The following is a 16901-nucleotide window of genomic DNA, read 5'->3' as shown; positions in this document are numbered from 1 at the left end:
ATTGTTATAGTGGGAGGGGAAACGGCAAGTAATGTTCACTATCTTGACCATTCAGACAAGTGGTTTGTAATAATCTGTTACATATATCATGGCTGGTGAAATCGTCGGGGCTGTGAAATGTTATCTAGCGTTAAATTTCTTCATTTCTAAAATGGCAGATTTTTACACTGTTTAATCACCGCCATAACCGCAATGTGGCGATATGTTCTGCTATTTAAGGTTGAATCCAGTGATATAGGCCATTATCTGAAAAATAGGCAGTGTAATGTTTTGTTTAGAAACTGTGCAGTTAGGTCATCTAATTGTCACATTAACTAAAAAATAAAAATTTATTAACATTGTGTTAGCTGGATGATCTGGATCACGTATAGATAGAAATTTCTTTTGCTAAAAAAACGATTAACCTGCTCAGGTGTTAATTAACAAGAATATTGCATTAGATATGAGCAATTGAATGGCATCATTGTCGGGAAAATAAACGCTAGGGAGTGCATAACTAATCGTTATGTATGTAAGGGGCTAGGAGGATGCCCCGGCAGCATTAGATATCGACTTTCTCTTTGAATTCGCAGAGATCTTCAATAATACAGGAACCACAGCGCGGCTTTCTGGCGATGCAGGTGTAGCGACCATGAAGAATTAACCAGTGATGGCAATCGACTTTAAATTCACTGGGTACGACTTTCAGCAGCTTCTCTTCAACCTGCTCGACGTTTTTACCCGGGGCGAATTGCGTGCGATTACAGACGCGAAAAATGTGGGTATCTACAGCGATAGTGGGCCAGCCAAAGGCGGTATTTAACACCACATTAGCCGTCTTTCGCCCAACTCCGGGGAGAGCTTCTAACGCCGCACGGTCTTCTGGCACTTCACCATTATGTTGTTCCAGCAGAATGCGGCAGGTTTTAATTACGTTTTCCGCTTTGCTGTTAAACAAACCGATTGTCTTGATGTAGGACTTAACACCTTCAACGCCGAGCTCCAGCATCGCAGCCGGCGTATTGGCGACGGGGTATAGCTTAGCTGTCGCTTTATTGACGCTGACATCGGTCGCTTGTGCGGAGAGCAAGACCGAAATCAACAGTTCAAACGGCGATGTAAAATTAAGCTCGGTTGTCGGATGCGGGTTGTTATCCCGCAGGCGCGTCAGTATTTCCAGACGTTTTGCTTTGTTCATTACGCATTCCCTGTTTCACCCGCGGGACTGTCCACGACAGCCGCCTCGGCACGACGTTTCTTCATTTTCTCATCAATCAGATATTTCACTGCCAGCATCAGACCCAGGCCAATAAACGCGCCCGGTGGCAGCATGGCCAGCAGAAATGGCGTATCAGTATGGAAGATCTCAACGCGCAAGACTTTGGCCCAGCTACCCAACAAACCGTCTGCACCATCAAACAGTGTACCGTTACCAATTATTTCACGCAGCGAGCCCAGAACAAACATGGCACCTGTTGCGCCCATGCCGATGGAGAAACCATCAAGTGCGGATAACGCAGGGCCCTTTTTGGCGGCGAAGGCTTCTGCACGACCAACAACAATGCAGTTGGTTACAATCAGCGGGATGAAGATGCCCAGAGACTGATACAGGCCGAAGGCGTAGGCATTGATCAACATCTGTACCGCACTCACCACGGAGGCGATAATCATGACATAAATCGGAATACGAATTTCTGGCGGTGTCCAGCGGCGAAGGGCTGAAATCGTCAGGTTGGTCAGCGTCAGGACGAGCGTAGTCGCAAGTCCAAGACCCAGCGCGTTAGTGGCGGTAGAAGTGACGGCCAACAGCGGACACATCCCGAGTAGTTGCACAAGCGCGGAGTTATTTTTCCATAACCCCTGGACAATCACGTCTTTAATTTCGCTCATGGTTATTCTCCACAGGCGCTAAGTTGAGGGAGTTGCGCAGGCAGCGTCTGCGCATACAGGCCGGCACGTTTAACCGCGTTAACCACCGCACGTGGTGTAATGGTTGCGCCAGTAAACTGGTCAAAGTCGCCGCCATCTTTTTTCACTGCCCAGTGAGAGGTGTTATCCGCAGAAATTGTTTTACCGCTAAAATGGGTGATCCAGTCGGACAGTCGCAGTTCGATTTTATCGCCCAGCCCAGGTGTTTCATGGTGTTCGGTAACCCGCGTACCCAACACGGTACCCGTGAAATCGACACCCACCAGCAGTTGAATCGCCCCGGAATAACCATCTGGCGCCGTAGCTTCAAGAATCGCAGCAACAGGACGATCGTCCTGGCGGGCAATATATATACGGTGCGTACCTTTGCCTAACGCTGGCGCATTGACCAGATAACAACTTTCAGACAAGTTATTATTGTAGCGATCGCCAGGCAGAACCTGATCGAACAGCGTTTTTTGCTGTATCGCGGCCTGTTCATCAATGGTTGACTTGGTTAATTGATTGATTGCTGCGGTTAACCCCGTTGAGCCCGCAGCAAACAGCGCTAGCGTAATACCGTGTTTACGAATCGTTTTCAGCATATCTAGTCCTTAGCGATGTCCGTACACGCGAGGGCGGGTGTAATAATCAATCAGGGGAACCGTGATATTGGCCAGCAACACGGCAAAAGCCACGCCATCAGGATAACCACCAAAACTGCGTATCAACCACACTAACAGGCCCGCAAGCGCGCCAAAAATCAGACGACCACGGTTGGTTGTTGATGCTGTAACGGGATCGGTAAGAATAAAGAACGCACCTAACATCGTCGCGCCGGAAAGCAAGTGCAACTGAGGCGATGCCAGTGAGTCTGGCGAAAAAATCCAACCTAAAGTGGCGCAAACAGCGAGCGACAGCAGGAAGCTAACCGGAATATGCCAGCGAATCGCTTTTTGCCATAACAGCACAATACCACCAACAAGCCACGCAAGGTTCACCCACTGCCAGCCAGCGCCTGCCAGCATGCCGCTGTAGATCGGGTATTGCATCACCTGCTCAACGGTACGTCCGGCATGCAGGGATGTCTTAAAGGTATCAAGAGGTGTTGCCTGACTGATCCCATCGATACCCATACGCAGCGAATTCATATCCCCGCCGCTGGCGGTATGTCCGTTAAAAATAACGTTCAGGGCGTCAAAGAAACCAGGCACCGTGGCCGCAATTTCATGCGGCGGCAGCCAACTGGTCATCTGTACCGGAAATGAGATGAGCAGCACGACATAACCAATCATGGCAGGGTTAAACGGGTTCTGCCCGAGCCCGCCATACAGCTGTTTCGCAATGATAACCGCAAATACGGTGCCTAATACCACCATCCACCAGGGGGCGAGGGGCGGAATACTGACGGCCAAAAGCAACCCGGTAAGTAACGCAGAGTTGTCTTTTAAAATTGCCACAATGGGTTGTTTACGCAGTTTAAGCACACCCGCTTCGGCAGCAATAGCGCTGATGGCAGCAAGAACGATCTGGAACAACGTGCCCCAGCCGAAGAACCACAGCTGAGCGGCGATCCCCGGCAATGCAGCAAGTAACACCAGCATCATGATACGCGATGTCTGGCGCTGGTTATGGGTATAAGGGGAGCTTGCTATTCTGAATACCATTTATTCCTCGTTTACAACCTGCTGCTGTGCGGCTTTCTTTGCCTGAGCGCGTGCGATGGCAGCCGCGACGGCGGCTTTACGTGGATCAACCGGCTCGGCTGTTTCTGTTACCGCTTCTTGTTCAAGCTTGCGGGCTTTGGCGCGGGCGATTGCCGCTTCGACGGCAGCTTTACGCGGATCAACCGGTTCGGTTGTTTCTGTTACCGCCTGCTGCTCGAGCTTGCGAGCTTTGGCGCGGGCGATTGCCGCTTCCACGGCAGCTTTACGCGGATCAACCGGTTCGGCCGTTTCCGTTACCGCTTCTTGCTCAAGTTTGCGGGCCTTGGCGCGAGCGATTGCTGCTTCGACGGCGGCTTTACGCGGGTCAACCGGCTCGGCCGTTTCTGTTACCGTTTCTTGCTCAAGCTTGCGGGCTTTGGCGCGGGCAATTGCCGCTTCCACGGCAGCTTTACGCGGGTCTGTACCCGTGCTGCTGCCTTCACTTTGCGGCGGATTTTCCTTACGGGAAGCACGAGCTTGCGCCTTACGCACCTCGCGTGCGGCAATCACGGCGCTATTGTCAGGTTTTTCACCTGCCTGAATGACCACCGGTTGCAGCGCCTGAGCCTGCTTTTCTTTTACGCGAGCCAGCGCGGCGGCAATGGCATCATGATCTTTGGCCGCCGGCTGAGCAGCGGCGCTCTTATGGCGTTCAAGACGTGCCGCTTTTTCACGTTCAAGGCGCGCCTGTCGGGCTTCAAACCGAGCTTTTGCTTCTGCGGCGCGCTTTTCTTCCTGACTAATGGCGTAAATCTCGGCTTTTTCCTGACGGAAATACTGTACCAGTGGAATATTGCTTGGGCATACCCAGGCGCAGGCACCGCATTCAATACAGTCGGCGATATTGTGGGCCGTCGCTTTGTCGTGCTGTTGCCCTTTACTGAACCAGTAAAGCTGTTGTGGCAGGAGATCGGCCGGACAGGCATCGGCGCATGCGCTACAGCGAATGCAGCCTTTCTCTTCTGGCGTTTCACCCATTTCACTGGCAGAGGGGGCCAGAAGACAGTTGGTTATCTTCACCACTGGGACATCCAGCCACGGCAGCGTAAAGCCCATCAGCGGCCCGCCCATAATCACCATCTGGTCGGCGGAAGGGCAGAAACCCGCGTCGTTGAGCAGATGACGAACCGGCGTACCTAAACGCGCCCAGACGTTGCCCGGACGACTGACTGCTTCTCCGGTTAGCGTCACGACACGTTCGGTGATCGGCTCTCCGTCGATTACTGCACGTTTAATTGCATAGGCGGTTCCGACGTTTTGCATCAATACGCCGATATCAGAGGAGCGTCCGCCGTGGGGAACCTGCTTGCCGGTCAGGATTTGTGTTAACTGCTTGGCCCCGCCGGATGGGTACTTGGTGGGGATCACGCGTAGGCTAATGTCGTGTGAATCAGCCAGCACCGCGCGCAGCATAGATATTGCCTGCGGTTTGTTATCTTCGATACCCAGGAGGATCTCGCGTGGCTGAAGAATGTGCGCCAGGATGCGGATACCTTCGACGACCTGAGCGGCACAGTCCTGCATCAGGCGGTCATCTGCCGTAATGTACGGCTCGCATTCGGCGGCGTTAATGATCAGCGTTTCAATTTTATCTCCGCCGCCCTGCAGTTTAACGCCGGTGGGAAAACCTGCGCCACCCAGCCCGGCAACGCCGTACTGATGAATACGCGCAATCAGCTCTTCCCGGCTGTGGGAGCGATAATCGGTCCAGCCGTCTCGCTCAATCCAGCGATCTTCGCCATCGGCATCTATGATGACGCTCAACTCAGCCAGTGCCGAAGGATGCGCGGTGGAGTGCGGGGCAATGGCAACAACGGTGCCTGATGTTGGCGCATGGACTGGAAGCATTCTGCCACGTCCGCGGGTTAAGGGCTGACCACGCAGCACGGTGTCACCCACGTTTACGCACAGTTCACCCTCCGCACCAATATGTTGTTTCAGCGGAATAACGAAACGCGGCGCCAGCGGAACCTGTCGCAACGGCGTTCCGTTTGACTGGGTTTTCATTTCTGGTGGATGAATGCCGCCATCAAAGTCCCAGATTTTATTTTTTCTGAATGCAGAGAATAACTTAAACATGTTGTTCCACGGGAATGATGCGCACAGGGATGGTGTTTAAATCCCATTTCCAGCTATCGGGTGTCTCGGCTACCGGGCGTAATTCAATACATTGCGTCGGGCACGGGTCAACGCACAGGTTGCACCCGGTGCAGAGATCGCTCATTACCGTGTGCATGGCGCGGGTCGCGCCCACGATGGCATCGACCGGGCAGGCCTGAATACACTTAGTGCACCCAATACAGTTATTTTCATCAATGACCGCCAGCATTCGCACCGGCGTAACGTCTTGTTCATCGCCATCAATAGGCTGCGGATCGACATTCAGCAGGGCGGCAATTTTTAACATCACCGCTTCGCCGCCGGGGGCGCAACGGTTAATTTTTTCACCCTGAGAGCCGATCGCCTCAGCGTAAGGATGACAGCCCGGATAGCCGCACTGGCCACACTGGCTTTGCGGGAGAATTTCATCAATTTTCTCCACGACCGGATCATCTTCAACGGCAAAACGTCGTGAGGCGTACCCCAAAATAGCGCCGAACGCCAGACCCAGTAGACTCACTGCGGCAACGGCAATCCAGATAGCATTCATTACAACTTCACCAAACCACTAAAGCCCATAAAGGCCAATGACATTAAACCAGCGGTAATCAGCGCAATCGCATTGCCGCGAAACGGCGCTGGGACGTCCGCCACGGCGAGGCGTTCGCGGATCGCGGCGAACAGTACCATCACCAGCGAGAAGCCGACGGCGGCGGAAAAACCGTATAGCGCCGACTGTAAAAAGTTATGGCCGAGGTTGATGTTCAGTAGCGCCACACCTAACACTGCGCAGTTAGTGGTGATCAGCGGTAGGAAGATCCCCAGCAGGCGGTACAGCGCAGGGCTGGTTTTGCGCACAACCATTTCGGTAAACTGCACGACGACGGCGATAACCAGAATAAAAGCCAGCGTGCGCAGATAGATGAGATTGAGCGGAATTAGGATCCAGGTATCAATCAGCCAGGCGCAGATGGATGCCAGTGTCATGACAAACGTCGTGGCAAGGCCCATACCCATTGCGGTTTCCAGTTTTTTGGAAACGCCCATAAACGGGCAAAGGCCCAGAAACTTCACCAGTACAAAGTTATTGACCAGTACAGTTCCGACAAACAGCAGCAGGTAATCAGTCATTTTTCGGCCTGAAATAAAAAGCCGCCTATTATCTGACAATCTTCAACAGGCGACAACAGGTTAACTGTAGGGTTATTACGGGTTCACAAACGTCGATTTAACGCGCTGCGATCGTTTGAAGTAGGGCACCAACAGTGCTGCAGCCAGTAATGGGAACAGCAGTTGGCGCACGGCAAAAGCGTCTGGGACGGGTGAAAACGCAAACGCTTTAATCGCCAGCAACACGGAGATCAGCAGCCACAGAATGTAATGCTTAGGTACACAGGCTCTGCGTTTGAAAAACGCAATCGTCAGCCACAGTGTGTAATACCACATGGCGATCGCGGTAATAAAGGAAACACCCCATAACAGCAAATTTGCCGTACTTTGCTCACCCAGCGTTTTGAAGGTTTGTGGTGTAGCCAGCGCAGTGACATAAAGTAATAACGCCAGCGAAGCGCTCAACAACGCGACTAACAGCCAGGCCAGTGGCCCAAGTAGCCAGCCTCCGATACGTTGTGCCGGTGTCGTAGTCATCTCTTCTCCAGGTTTACGCGCGCAATCAATCATGCCATTCATTTTGGGGCAATTATTATAAAGCTTTTAACGTTGAGCGCTACTTTCTTCTTTATTGCACGTAATGCCAGACTGATTTAGGTACCTGACCAACATCAAACAGACGACCTCCGGAGATAAGCTCCGCACGGCGATGGTCTGCGGCACGGTACATATTGATAATGTCGTTATCATCGGTGAGCGTGTAGTTAAGATGGTCGAACAGTTTTTCCAGACTTTCGAGCGAACTGATTTTGCGGAATTTTAATAAGTAATCCTGAACGGTCATAAATGCAGATCCATATTAATAAAATAATACCAACGGAGTAGAAAATATAAAAATAAACAACGAGCACAGGTCAAAGCGCATTTACGTGCAAATGTAAGAAGAGTGTTCATACCTGTGAAAAATCAGGCGCTATGCGCGTCTTGAGCAAGGGTAACGCGCTTAGCGATCGCTGGCAATATGCAGCGGAGCGGGACGCGGCATAATTCGCTTTTTTTGACAGAAAGCGATCTTTTACCGGCAGACCCTGCAACTACCAATGTTAATTGCCGGGCAATAAAAGGCTGCGGATGCTTATTTCTTCTGCACTGCCGCAACGGGCTCTGGTGGCTGGTAATTGTCAATATGATTGGCAACACCCAGCAGGATCACGGAGACGGCGAGAACAATCCAACCTGTTAATTCAATAAGACGATTCATTACTGATGACATTTGTTTTGATTTATCCATAAACACAGGCTGCAAATGTTACTAATCTCTCATTAATACAGCAAGATGATTGGGAACGATTTCTACCTCTTTTTCGCTGCAAGTTAAGCATAAGTGGCATATGTTTGACTTAAGTTAAAAAACAACCTTTGTAGCGCAAAGGTTATTAAACTATTGAGACGTTGCAAGGTATGGTGTGAAATAGGTCAGTCCTGAATTGAGAGGCAATAACATGAGTGACAACATCCGCGTTGGGCTAATTGGCTATGGTTATGCCAGCAAAACCTTCCATGCCCCACTGATTGTGGGCACGCCGGGTCTGGAACTGGCTGCAGTGTCCAGTAGTGATGAAGCAAAAGTGAAGGCAGACTGGCCTACGGTAACGGTTGTTGCTGAGCCTAAGCATCTTTTTAACGATCCAAATATCGACCTGATTGTGATCCCCACGCCAAACGACACGCACTTCCCGTTAGCGAAAGCAGCGTTGGAAGCGGGCAAACATGTGGTTGTTGATAAGCCCTTTACCGTGACACTGTCACAAGCACGTGAGTTGGATGCGCTGGCACGTAGCCTGGGGCGTGTGTTGTCTGTATTCCATAACCGTCGCTGGGACAGTGATTTTCTGACGCTGAAAGCTCTGCTGGCGGATGGTGTTTTGGGAGAGGTGGCGTATTTCGAGTCCCATTTCGATCGTTTCCGCCCACAGGTTCGTGACCGTTGGCGTGAACAGGGCGGTCCGGGAAGCGGTATCTGGTACGATTTAGCACCGCATCTTTTGGATCAGGCGATTAATCTGTTTGGTTTGCCCGTCAGCCTGACGGTAGACCTGGCCCAGCTGCGTCCGGGCGCGCAGGCGACGGATTACTTCCATGCCATCCTGACGTATCCGCAGCGTCGTGTGATCCTGCATGGCACCATGCTTGCTGCTGCAGAATCGGCCCGTTATATTGTGCACGGATCGCGTGGCAGCTATGTGAAGTATGGTCTTGACCCGCAGGAAGAGCGCCTGAAAAATGGCGAGCGCCTGCCTCAGGAAGACTGGGGTTATGATATGCGCGATGGCGTATTGACGCGAGTCGAAGGCGAAGAGCAGGTTGAAGAAACCTGGCTGACCGTACCGGGCAACTATCCGGCGTACTATGCTGGCATTCGTGATGCGCTAAACGGCAACGGTGAAAACCCGGTACCGGCGAGACAGGCTATCCAAATTATGGAGCTGATTGAGCTGGGTATAGAATCTGCGAAACATCGTTCGACGCTGTGCCTTGCCTGATTAGGTAAATGGCGCAAGGCGATACCTTCCTGGCATCGTATCCGGCCTACAATGAAAACCAACGTAGGCCGGATAAGTGTTAGCGCCATCCGGCACTTTACCTGTTACGCTGCGGCGACTTTCTCGCGCAAGGCTCGTTTTTCCTCGTTACTCAGGAATGCCATTTCCAGACCGTTGATTTGCGCCTGACGGATCTGTTCGCGCGTTAGGCCTGCAGCTGGTGCGGCAATGGTGTACTCGTGAATAATATCCACACCCTGAACAGCCGGGTCGTCCGTATTCAAACTGGCGATAACGCCATGCTCAAGGAACGTTTTCAGCGGATGGTTCGCTAGTGAGGCAACGGTGCTGGTCTGTATGTTTGATGTCAGGCAGGATTCGATGCCGATACGGTGCTCGGCGAGGTAATCCATCAACGCACGATCTTCAATGGCTTTAACGCCGTGACCAATACGCTCAGCGCCTAGCTCTTTAATGGCCTGCCAGATGCTTTCTGGTCCCGCGGCTTCGCCCGCATGTACGGTGATATGCCAGCCGGCATCGCGTGCCTGGTTGAAGTGAGACAGGAACAGGCTGCCCGGGAACCCCAGTTCGTCACCGGCCAGATCCAGCGCCGTAATATGGTCTCGGTGGGCTAACAGCGCATCCAGTTCCTGCAGACAGGCGGCTTCGCCGAAAGTACGGCTCATAATGCCAATTAAGCGTGCTTCGACGCCAAAGGTCTTGCAGCCCTCGCGTACGCCTGCGATGACGGCTTCAACCACACCTGCAACCGGGAGCTGATGCGCCATCGCCATGTAACCTGGGGAAAAACGCAGTTCAACATAGTGCAGGCCGTTACGTGCTGCGTCCTCAATATTTTCAAATGCCACGCGACGACACGCATCCAGCGAGGCCAGTACCTTCACGCCCCAGTCGAGCTTGGATAAAAAGCTCACTAAATCTGGCTCAGTTGATGTGACTTGCACATGAGGGATCAGCGTTTCCAACGTTTGTGCCGGAAGCGTTAAGTTGAACTGACGACCCAGATCCAGGATCGTTTGTGCACGGATGTTACCATCAAGGTGGCGATGGACGTCGGTCAGGGGGAGGGAAGTATCAATCATGGTCGCACTCGTGTATTTAGGTAAAGTGCAGGCCATTATACAACAGAAAAATGTTCCTCTAAAAACTTTAAAAAAAGCAGTGCAGAGTTCGGGGTTATGGGGAAGCAAGCATCGCTAAATTGTTGACCATGCTGTTAGCGCACCAACAGAGTGGTGTTCCGACTCCCTGATCCTTGAGACCGTATCACGATGCTTTTGCCTTGCGGTGGTAAGACGGGCGTAAAGTAAGCAATAACGCATTTCCTGCAGCATGTGTGTAATAAGAGGATTTCATTTTTTAAGATTATTTACCTCGTTTTTATTTAATTACTACCTGTCAGTGTTATTTTATTCAGATATTTATTGAGTAACATTGCTAATAGCGAAAAATGGACACTTTCCAGTTTATGAATGTGCTGCGAGGTATGTTATAAAAACACAATGACGACTGAGGGTATTAATAAAGTGAAAAGTGTAAAGCTAATTGTCAGTACAATGTTCTGTGGAAGTTTGCTGCTGGCAACTGTGCCTGCGCATGCGGCGTATAAAGCGGATGAAACGCATGTAATCCAGTTTAAGAAAGGCACCAGTGGCGCAGATATCAAGGGGACAATTACGGGTGATAAAACAAAAGATTATACGTTTGTCGCCAAAAAAGGGCAGACCATGCAAGCAGTTCTGAAAAGCGCCTGGCCTCATCCTTTCATGAGTATTATTGCACCGGGCGAACAATTCATTTTTGATGGCATGATGAGTGGTGACACTTATAAAAATACGCTGCCTGCCAGCGGTAAGTATACCATCAGAATATATCAAAAAGGCGCGGCGAAGGATGAGGGGAAAACCAACGTATTCCAGTTGCACATGAAAATTACCAACTGATCATGAGGAAAAGATCGCCCTGGTGGTGATCTTTTCCTTTGCTATTAAACTTCTTCGCCAGAATAGGCCACAACGCAATTACGGCCTCGGTTTTTTGCCATATACAGGGCGCGGTCTGCGCAATCAGCAAGTTGTTCGGGGGCTGAACGGTTATCAACCGAGGTTACGATACCCAGGCTTATGGTGATGATGCGTGGAAAATCACCTTTAGTCGTGGCCTGAGTTTGTTGTTCTACGTGTTTTCTGATTCGCTCTGCGATGTTAAATGCTGCATCTGCGTTAGTTTCAGGTAGCAGAATAGCAAACTCTTCTCCGCCAATACGCGCCACGATGTCGTTACGCCGACTCAGTCGCTGCATAATTTCTGACAGTTTGATTATCACTCTGTCACCCTGCAAATGTCCCCAGGTGTCATTGACCGACTTAAAGAAATCAATGTCGCAAAAGACAATGCTCAGGGGTTTATGGGGCGCTGTCATTTTTATCTCATTGCTGAGTGCGTTATAAAAATAGCCACGGTTGAAAAGTCGGGTCATCGGGTCGCGGACTGAATTTTCATAGGATAATTCATAGGCCTGACGTGAGGCTTTGTAGCGCTTGAAAATATCAGACATGAGCACGATCATCACGGCCATTGCGCTAAGGCACTCCAGGCCTCTGGCGAGATACCATCCAGCGGAGTCTATATGTGTGTACTTCAGCATAATGATGACACTTAACAGATTGCTCAGAGCAACCAGTGACATACTTACCCAAAACTGTGTTTTTAGCCGGGTTAATTTTGCCCCTAATAAAACAATACAGGTCCACAAGATAATGAGGACATAAATAAAGCTACCACGCCAGGGTCTAAGCCATTCAAACGTTTCTGTGTCAACCAACTGAAACGATATTGGCGTAATACGGATGGAGTAGAGGATAGCCATTATCAGATGCAACATGCACCATAAATAAGTGGCGTAAACGACTGTTTTACCATGCTTTTCTTTTTTGTTTTTAAACGTATATAAATAGTATGTTGCAAAAAACAACCCCGTAATTAACATGTTCCTCATAAAGTATAAAACAGCAATGTCATTGTAGATGACACCAGGAAGGCCGTTTTTATAAAAATAAATATAGAGCGCGAGAAATAAGAAAACCCCCGAGAAATAAAACGCGCAGGCCAGGGGTAAAAGATATTTTTTGCGCCGATAACTCATGTAATTCATCGTCATAAAGCACCCCGTCTGAATGTGCAATACACCAGCAAAGGTTGCAATAACCGGGTAAAAAGAGAGGCTATAACGCTGATTACTAAAAGGGATATACCAAAGAAAAATGGATGTCGTTAGGGACAGGAGTAAAAAAAAAGTTAAATTCTTTTTGTGAATGTTTATTTGTGTTGTATTCATGATTTTTATGTATATAAAACAGCGCTATATTTCGGCTATCTTCTCAGCTTTGTATTTTGTCTTTTTGATTTTTATTGCTGTTGATTTTGACTGGCAGGAAAAGTCAGGGAGGAATTAGTATTAAAAAAAACGATAAAAAACAGATTTGTTTTTTTATATAAGGAGTTGCGCAATGAGTTCTTCATTGCGCAAGACTATTTAACGTATTGTGCGGATGGCGTTAATCAACCCCTGAACGCCTTTTTCAAGTTTGGAACGTGGACATCCGGCATTGAGGCGCACAAAACCGCGTCCTTCTTCTCCGTATGTGTATCCGGGCATGATGGCGACTTTCTGCTGATGGATGAGTGCTTCCTGCAGTGCGTGGTCATCAAGGTTGAGTGGACGCAAGTCAATCCATGCCAGATAGGTGGATTGCGGAACCTGCCAGTTCAGTTCGGGGAATGCGTTATTCAGCTCGTGCGCGATGTAATCCAGGTTACTGGCAAGATAATCCCGCAGCGCATCAAGCCAGCTAGCGCCCTGTTGGTAGGCTGCGATATGTGCGCTAAGCGCGAGCACTGCAGGTGAGGAAAGACCATCCCGACCCTTTAACGCACTGAGGTAATCGTTGCGACTCTGCTCATCCTCAATAATCCCGTAAGCCCCGGTTAATGCCGGAATATTGAAGCTCTTTGAACCTGAGGTGAACAGCGCCCAACTGTCGCGCGCGACGTTACTCCACGGGATGTGCGGCTGGTTTGCCCATACCATATCCATATGGATCTCATCAGAGATGACTTTTACACCGTGGCGCTGACACAGTTCCGCCATGGTTTCCAGTTCATCGCGCGTCCACACCTTACCGGTTGGGTTGTGCGGGCTGCAAAGCAGGAGAATTTTGCTTTCAGGCCGGGACAGGGCTTTCTCTAGTGCAACCATGTCGCAAAACCAGCCGTCAGCGCGTTTTTCAAGTCCGACAGCGCATACCTGGCGCTGATTACCTTTAATCGCTTTGTAAAACGCGTCGTAAGCCGGCGTATGAATAACCACCGCATCACCCGCAGAGGACCACTGGCGGATTAGCTCCGATACCATATAGATGACCGAGGGGCCATAAACCAGCGACTCAGGATCGATTTGGGTATTATGACGCGATAGAAACCAGTGGCTAATCGCCGCCAGAAATTCATCATTTTTCCAGCGACTGTAACCTAACACGCCATGTGACAGGCGCTGAGTCAGCGCCTCCAGAATGCAGGGGGCGGTGGCAAAATCCATATCGGAGATGGTGAACGGCAGCAGGTCGGCTGAACCAAAACGGTCAGCAACGTAATCCCACTGGGTACACCAGGTACCATGCCTGTCCACAACTTTTGAAAAATCAAACATATTGTTGTCCTTAAGCCTGTACGGTGTTCATCAGAACTGCGATCTCGTCTTTCACTGACTGGACCTGCGGACCAATAACAACCTGAAGATTATGCTGATTGAGTTGCACTACGCCAATGGCGCGATTGTCCTTCAGTGCCTGTACGTTCACAAGCGACATATCCTTCACTGACAAGCGCAGACGGGTAATGCAGTTATCAAGGCTGACAATGTTTTCCGCACCGCCCAGCGCCGCCAGAATGGCAGGGACGTTGTAACCGGATTTACCCGGTGCTCCCGCCATGACTTTATCGATATTGCTGGCAATTTCGACGTCCCGCCCCGGGGTCTTCAGATTGAAGCGTGTGATGGCGAAACGGAAGATCACGTAGTACACCGCGAACCAGATCGCAGCCACGACAGGGACCAGATACCACTTGGTAGAGAGTCCGTGCAGGATGCCGAATACCACAAAGTCAATCAGGTTACCGTCCGTGTTGCCGATGGTGACGCCTAACACCGCCATCACGGTGAAACCAAGACCGGTCAGCAGGGCGTGGATTACATACAAAACAGGGGCAACGAACAGGAATAAGAACTCGAGTGGTTCGGTTGTACCGCCGATCACGCAGGCAATGAGACCAGAAATTAACAGCCCTTTAATTTTATGACGATTTTCAGGGCGAGCACAGTGGTACATAGCGAGCGCTGCCCCCGGCAAACCACCGAGGAACGCCGGCATTTTACCCTGCGACAGGAAGCGGGTTGCGCTTTCAGAGAAACCTTGTGTTGTCGGGCAGCTCAGTTGAGCCTGGAAAATAGTCAGTGCGCCGCTCACGCTGTGACCGCAGACTTCCTGCGTGCCGCCAGCTTCGGTGAAGCGAATGAGCGCCACCAGAATATGATGCAGACCAAACGGCAGCAGCAGACGTTCACCGGTACCAAACAGCATTGGACCAAATTCGCCCGCGCTGTTGATGATGTGGCCGAGCCCGTTAATGCCCATGGCGAAAACCGGCCAAACCAGGGGAATGACCAGGCCGACCAGTCCCATCACCACCGAAGAGATAATTGGTACAAAGCGGGTACCGCCGAAGAAGGCCAGTGCATCCGGCAGGCGAATGTTGTGGAAACGTTCATGCAGCATCCAGACGATGATCCCGGCAATAACAGCGCCGAGGATCCCGGTGTCGATCGACTGGATCCCCAGGATATTCTGTACGTTGTTGGCCTTCAGGATCGTGGCATCCGTGGTAGGCAAGATACCTTTCGCGGTTAACCAGAAGTTGACGGCAAGGTTCATCACCGCATAACCAACAAAACCGGCAAATGCCGCTACGCCTTTGTTCTCGCGGGCCAGGCCGAGAGGTATGGCAATACAGAACATCACCGGTAAGAAGCTAAACGCAAATGATCCTACTTTGCTCATCCAGGTAAAAATAGCCTGCAGTACCGGATTACCCAATGCCGGAATCAGCGTTAAGACATCATGACTACTTAACGAGCTGCCGATCCCTAACATGATCCCGCAGAATGAGAGCAGAGCCACGGGCAGCATAAAGGTTTTGCCCAACTGCTGGAAAAATTCCCATAACGTAATTTTTGGTGTGGTTCTCGTCGTCATCAAACGACTCCTCGTAAAAGCTAGCTGACTAATGATGGCGAGAAGATAAAACGTTTTACCTAATTTTAGTGCGGTATAAATCACATTATCGAACGATAATAGGGCGTATAAATATATGTGATTGATAAAACGTTTTATCCGTCACGTTATCAGGGAGTTTTCCGTTTTTATGGCTATAGCCAAAAAAATAACCATCCATGATGTTGCGCTGGCCGCGGGCGTTTCGGTTAGTACCGTCTCATTGGTGCTCAGTGGAAAAGGCCGTATTTCATCCGCGACCGGCGAACGGGTGAATGCCGCTATTGAGCAACTGGGGTTTGTGCGTAATCGCCAGGCATCAGCGCTGCGTGGCGGGCAGAGCGGGGTAATTGGTTTGATCGTGCGCGACCTCTCCACCCCGTTTTACGCCGAGTTGACGGCGGGTCTGACGGAAGCTTTAGAAGCGCAGGGGCGCATGGTCTTTTTATTACATGGTGGCAGAGATGGCGAACAGCTGGCGCAGCGTTTCGCTATGCTGCTTAATCAAGGGGTTGATGGTGTGGTGATCGCCGGGGCTGCCGGCAGTAGCGACGACCTACAACAACTGGCCGCCGATAAGGGGATTCCGGTAGTGTTTGCGTCTCGGGCCAGCTACCTGGATGACGTCGACACCGTCAGGCCTGACAACATGCAGGCAGCGCAATTGCTGGTTGAACATCTGATACGCCATGGACATCAGCGCATCGCGTGGTTGGGGGGGCAGAGTTCTTCATTGACCCGCGCAGAGCGTGTCGGCGGCTATTGTACGACATTGCTAAAGTATGGTTTACCGTTTCATAGCGACTGGGTGCTGGAGTGCTCATCCAGCCAAAAGCAGGCCGCAGAGGAGGTGACTGCGCTGTTACGTCGTAACCCAACGATCAGCGCAGTGGTGTGCTACAACGAAACCATAGCCGTTGGCGCCTGGTTTGGCCTGATGAGAGCAGGGCGTCAGAGTGGTGAAATTGGCGTAGATCGCTACTTCGAACAGCAGATCTCGTTAGCCGGATTTGCCGATGTAGCGGAAAATGCACTGGACGATATCCCCATTATTTGGGCCTGCACGCCCGCGCGTGAAATGGGTTATACCCTTGCTGAGCGCATGCTACAGCGCATTGGGCACGATGATGGTCATTCACGTAACTTAACGCTTTCCGCCCGGCTGGTGGTGGCAAAATAAAAAAGGCCCGATAAACACACGG

The 16901-nt window shown here is 50.8% G+C and carries 17 protein-coding genes; 3 read left to right on the top strand and 14 right to left on the bottom strand.

Going from position 1 to position 16901, the window contains the following annotated elements:
* Positions 1-541: 541 nt before the first annotated feature.
* The 10 genes from nth to blr all read right to left on the bottom strand — a co-directional run bounded on the left by nth (position 542) and on the right by blr (position 8064).
* Complete coding sequence (nth, locus tag OGY04_RS06775) at positions 542-1177, bottom strand: endonuclease III (RefSeq protein ID WP_003029161.1); 636 nt, start codon at positions 1175-1177, stop codon at positions 542-544.
* Positions 1177-1869 carry an electron transport complex subunit E gene (locus OGY04_RS06770; protein WP_008784678.1) on the bottom strand — a complete coding sequence of 231 codons (693 nt, stop codon included), beginning with the start codon at positions 1867-1869 and terminating at the stop codon, positions 1177-1179. Before OGY04_RS06770 ends, nth begins: the two co-directional genes overlap by 1 nt.
* A gap of 2 nt (positions 1870-1871) precedes the next feature.
* A complete protein-coding gene (gene rsxG / locus OGY04_RS06765; RefSeq protein ID WP_111465682.1) occupies positions 1872-2492 on the bottom strand; it encodes an electron transport complex subunit RsxG in 621 nt (206 codons plus the stop codon).
* Positions 2493-2501: 9 nt separating this feature from the next.
* Positions 2502-3554, bottom strand: a complete 1053-nt coding sequence (rsxD, locus tag OGY04_RS06760; RefSeq protein WP_008784680.1) for an electron transport complex subunit RsxD — start codon at positions 3552-3554, stop codon at positions 2502-2504.
* On the bottom strand, positions 3555-5672 hold the full coding sequence (gene rsxC, locus OGY04_RS06755) for an electron transport complex subunit RsxC (protein WP_111465681.1): 2118 nt from the start codon (positions 5670-5672) through the stop codon (positions 3555-3557).
* On the bottom strand, positions 5665-6243 hold the full coding sequence (rsxB, locus tag OGY04_RS06750; protein ID WP_032943340.1) for an electron transport complex subunit RsxB: 579 nt from the start codon (positions 6241-6243) through the stop codon (positions 5665-5667). Before rsxB ends, rsxC begins: the two co-directional genes overlap by 8 nt.
* Positions 6243-6824, bottom strand: a complete 582-nt coding sequence (gene rsxA, locus OGY04_RS06745; protein ID WP_003029144.1) for an electron transport complex subunit RsxA — start codon at positions 6822-6824, stop codon at positions 6243-6245. The genes rsxB and rsxA overlap by 1 nt, the downstream gene beginning before the upstream one ends.
* A gap of 75 nt (positions 6825-6899) precedes the next feature.
* Positions 6900-7340: a DUF2569 domain-containing protein gene (locus OGY04_RS06740; RefSeq protein WP_020996422.1), complete on the bottom strand. Its 441-nt coding sequence runs from the start codon at positions 7338-7340 to the stop codon at positions 6900-6902.
* 91 nt (positions 7341-7431) lie between these two features.
* Positions 7432-7647: a transcription modulator YdgT gene (ydgT, locus tag OGY04_RS06735; RefSeq protein WP_008784684.1), complete on the bottom strand. Its 216-nt coding sequence runs from the start codon at positions 7645-7647 to the stop codon at positions 7432-7434.
* A gap of 291 nt (positions 7648-7938) precedes the next feature.
* Positions 7939-8064, bottom strand: a complete 126-nt coding sequence (gene blr, locus OGY04_RS06730; protein ID WP_003029134.1) for a division septum protein Blr — start codon at positions 8062-8064, stop codon at positions 7939-7941.
* Between the two features lie 241 nt (positions 8065-8305).
* On the opposite strand from blr, the gene OGY04_RS06725 reads away from it, so the two are divergent.
* The gene (locus OGY04_RS06725) at positions 8306-9346 is read left to right on the top strand and encodes an oxidoreductase (RefSeq protein ID WP_060682249.1); all 1041 of its coding nucleotides are present in this window, start codon (positions 8306-8308) and stop codon (positions 9344-9346) included.
* A gap of 104 nt (positions 9347-9450) precedes the next feature.
* Here the strand turns inward: OGY04_RS06725 and add are convergent, their stop codons facing one another.
* Entirely contained in the window at positions 9451-10452 is a 1002-nt protein-coding gene (add, locus tag OGY04_RS06720; protein ID WP_153687206.1) for an adenosine deaminase, read from the bottom strand.
* A gap of 444 nt (positions 10453-10896) precedes the next feature.
* Between add and OGY04_RS06715 the strand changes: the two genes are divergently transcribed.
* Positions 10897-11313 carry a DNA breaking-rejoining protein gene (locus OGY04_RS06715; RefSeq protein WP_267445042.1) on the top strand — a complete coding sequence of 139 codons (417 nt, stop codon included), beginning with the start codon at positions 10897-10899 and terminating at the stop codon, positions 11311-11313.
* 44 nt (positions 11314-11357) lie between these two features.
* Here the strand turns inward: OGY04_RS06715 and OGY04_RS06710 are convergent, their stop codons facing one another.
* The 3 genes from OGY04_RS06710 to malX form a co-directional block, all read right to left on the bottom strand.
* The gene (locus OGY04_RS06710; protein ID WP_286585025.1) at positions 11358-12707 is read right to left on the bottom strand and encodes a sensor domain-containing diguanylate cyclase; all 1350 of its coding nucleotides are present in this window, start codon (positions 12705-12707) and stop codon (positions 11358-11360) included.
* A 198-nt stretch (positions 12708-12905) separates the two neighbouring features.
* Complete coding sequence (locus OGY04_RS06705; RefSeq protein ID WP_286585024.1) at positions 12906-14078, bottom strand: MalY/PatB family protein; 1173 nt, start codon at positions 14076-14078, stop codon at positions 12906-12908.
* A 10-nt stretch (positions 14079-14088) separates the two neighbouring features.
* Positions 14089-15681, bottom strand: a complete 1593-nt coding sequence (malX, locus tag OGY04_RS06700) for a maltose/glucose-specific PTS transporter subunit IIBC (RefSeq protein ID WP_032943348.1) — start codon at positions 15679-15681, stop codon at positions 14089-14091.
* A gap of 169 nt (positions 15682-15850) precedes the next feature.
* Here malX and OGY04_RS06695 point away from each other — a divergent pair, with 169 nt between their 5' ends.
* Positions 15851-16879 (top strand): Mal regulon transcriptional regulator MalI, encoded by a 1029-nt coding sequence (locus OGY04_RS06695; protein ID WP_048226587.1) that lies wholly within the window; start codon positions 15851-15853, stop codon positions 16877-16879.
* Positions 16880-16901 lie beyond the last annotated feature (22 nt).

Source organism: Citrobacter sp. Cpo091, assembly GCF_030332645.1.
GTDB classification, from domain to species: domain Bacteria; phylum Pseudomonadota; class Gammaproteobacteria; order Enterobacterales; family Enterobacteriaceae; genus Citrobacter; species Citrobacter portucalensis.
This window is presented reverse-complemented; position numbering and strand designations above follow the sequence as displayed.

Bases quoted from the DNA above. Each gene is read 5' to 3' on its own strand.
- rsxD (WP_008784680.1), bottom strand. From the start codon at position 3,554: ATGGTATTCAGAATAGCAAGCTCCCCTTATACCCATAACCAGCGCCAG.
- blr (WP_003029134.1), bottom strand. From the start codon at position 8,064: ATGAATCGTCTTATTGAATTAACAGGTTGGATTGTTCTCGCCGTCTCC.
- OGY04_RS06705 (WP_286585024.1), bottom strand. From the start codon at position 14,078: ATGTTTGATTTTTCAAAAGTTGTGGACAGGCATGGTACCTGGTGTACC.
- OGY04_RS06695 (WP_048226587.1), top strand. From the start codon at position 15,851: ATGGCTATAGCCAAAAAAATAACCATCCATGATGTTGCGCTGGCCGCG.
- OGY04_RS06725 (WP_060682249.1), top strand. From the start codon at position 8,306: ATGAGTGACAACATCCGCGTTGGGCTAATTGGCTATGGTTATGCCAGC.
- OGY04_RS06770 (WP_008784678.1), bottom strand. From the start codon at position 1,869: ATGAGCGAAATTAAAGACGTGATTGTCCAGGGGTTATGGAAAAATAAC.
- malX (WP_032943348.1), bottom strand. From the start codon at position 15,681: ATGACGACGAGAACCACACCAAAAATTACGTTATGGGAATTTTTCCAG.
- OGY04_RS06710 (WP_286585025.1), bottom strand. From the start codon at position 12,707: ATGAATACAACACAAATAAACATTCACAAAAAGAATTTAACTTTTTTT.
- rsxC (WP_111465681.1), bottom strand. From the start codon at position 5,672: ATGTTTAAGTTATTCTCTGCATTCAGAAAAAATAAAATCTGGGACTTT.
- rsxG (WP_111465682.1), bottom strand. From the start codon at position 2,492: ATGCTGAAAACGATTCGTAAACACGGTATTACGCTAGCGCTGTTTGCT.
- OGY04_RS06740 (WP_020996422.1), bottom strand. From the start codon at position 7,340: ATGACTACGACACCGGCACAACGTATCGGAGGCTGGCTACTTGGGCCA.
- rsxA (WP_003029144.1), bottom strand. From the start codon at position 6,824: ATGACTGATTACCTGCTGCTGTTTGTCGGAACTGTACTGGTCAATAAC.
- rsxB (WP_032943340.1), bottom strand. From the start codon at position 6,243: ATGAATGCTATCTGGATTGCCGTTGCCGCAGTGAGTCTACTGGGTCTG.
- nth (WP_003029161.1), bottom strand. From the start codon at position 1,177: ATGAACAAAGCAAAACGTCTGGAAATACTGACGCGCCTGCGGGATAAC.
- add (WP_153687206.1), bottom strand. From the start codon at position 10,452: ATGATTGATACTTCCCTCCCCCTGACCGACGTCCATCGCCACCTTGAT.
- ydgT (WP_008784684.1), bottom strand. From the start codon at position 7,647: ATGACCGTTCAGGATTACTTATTAAAATTCCGCAAAATCAGTTCGCTC.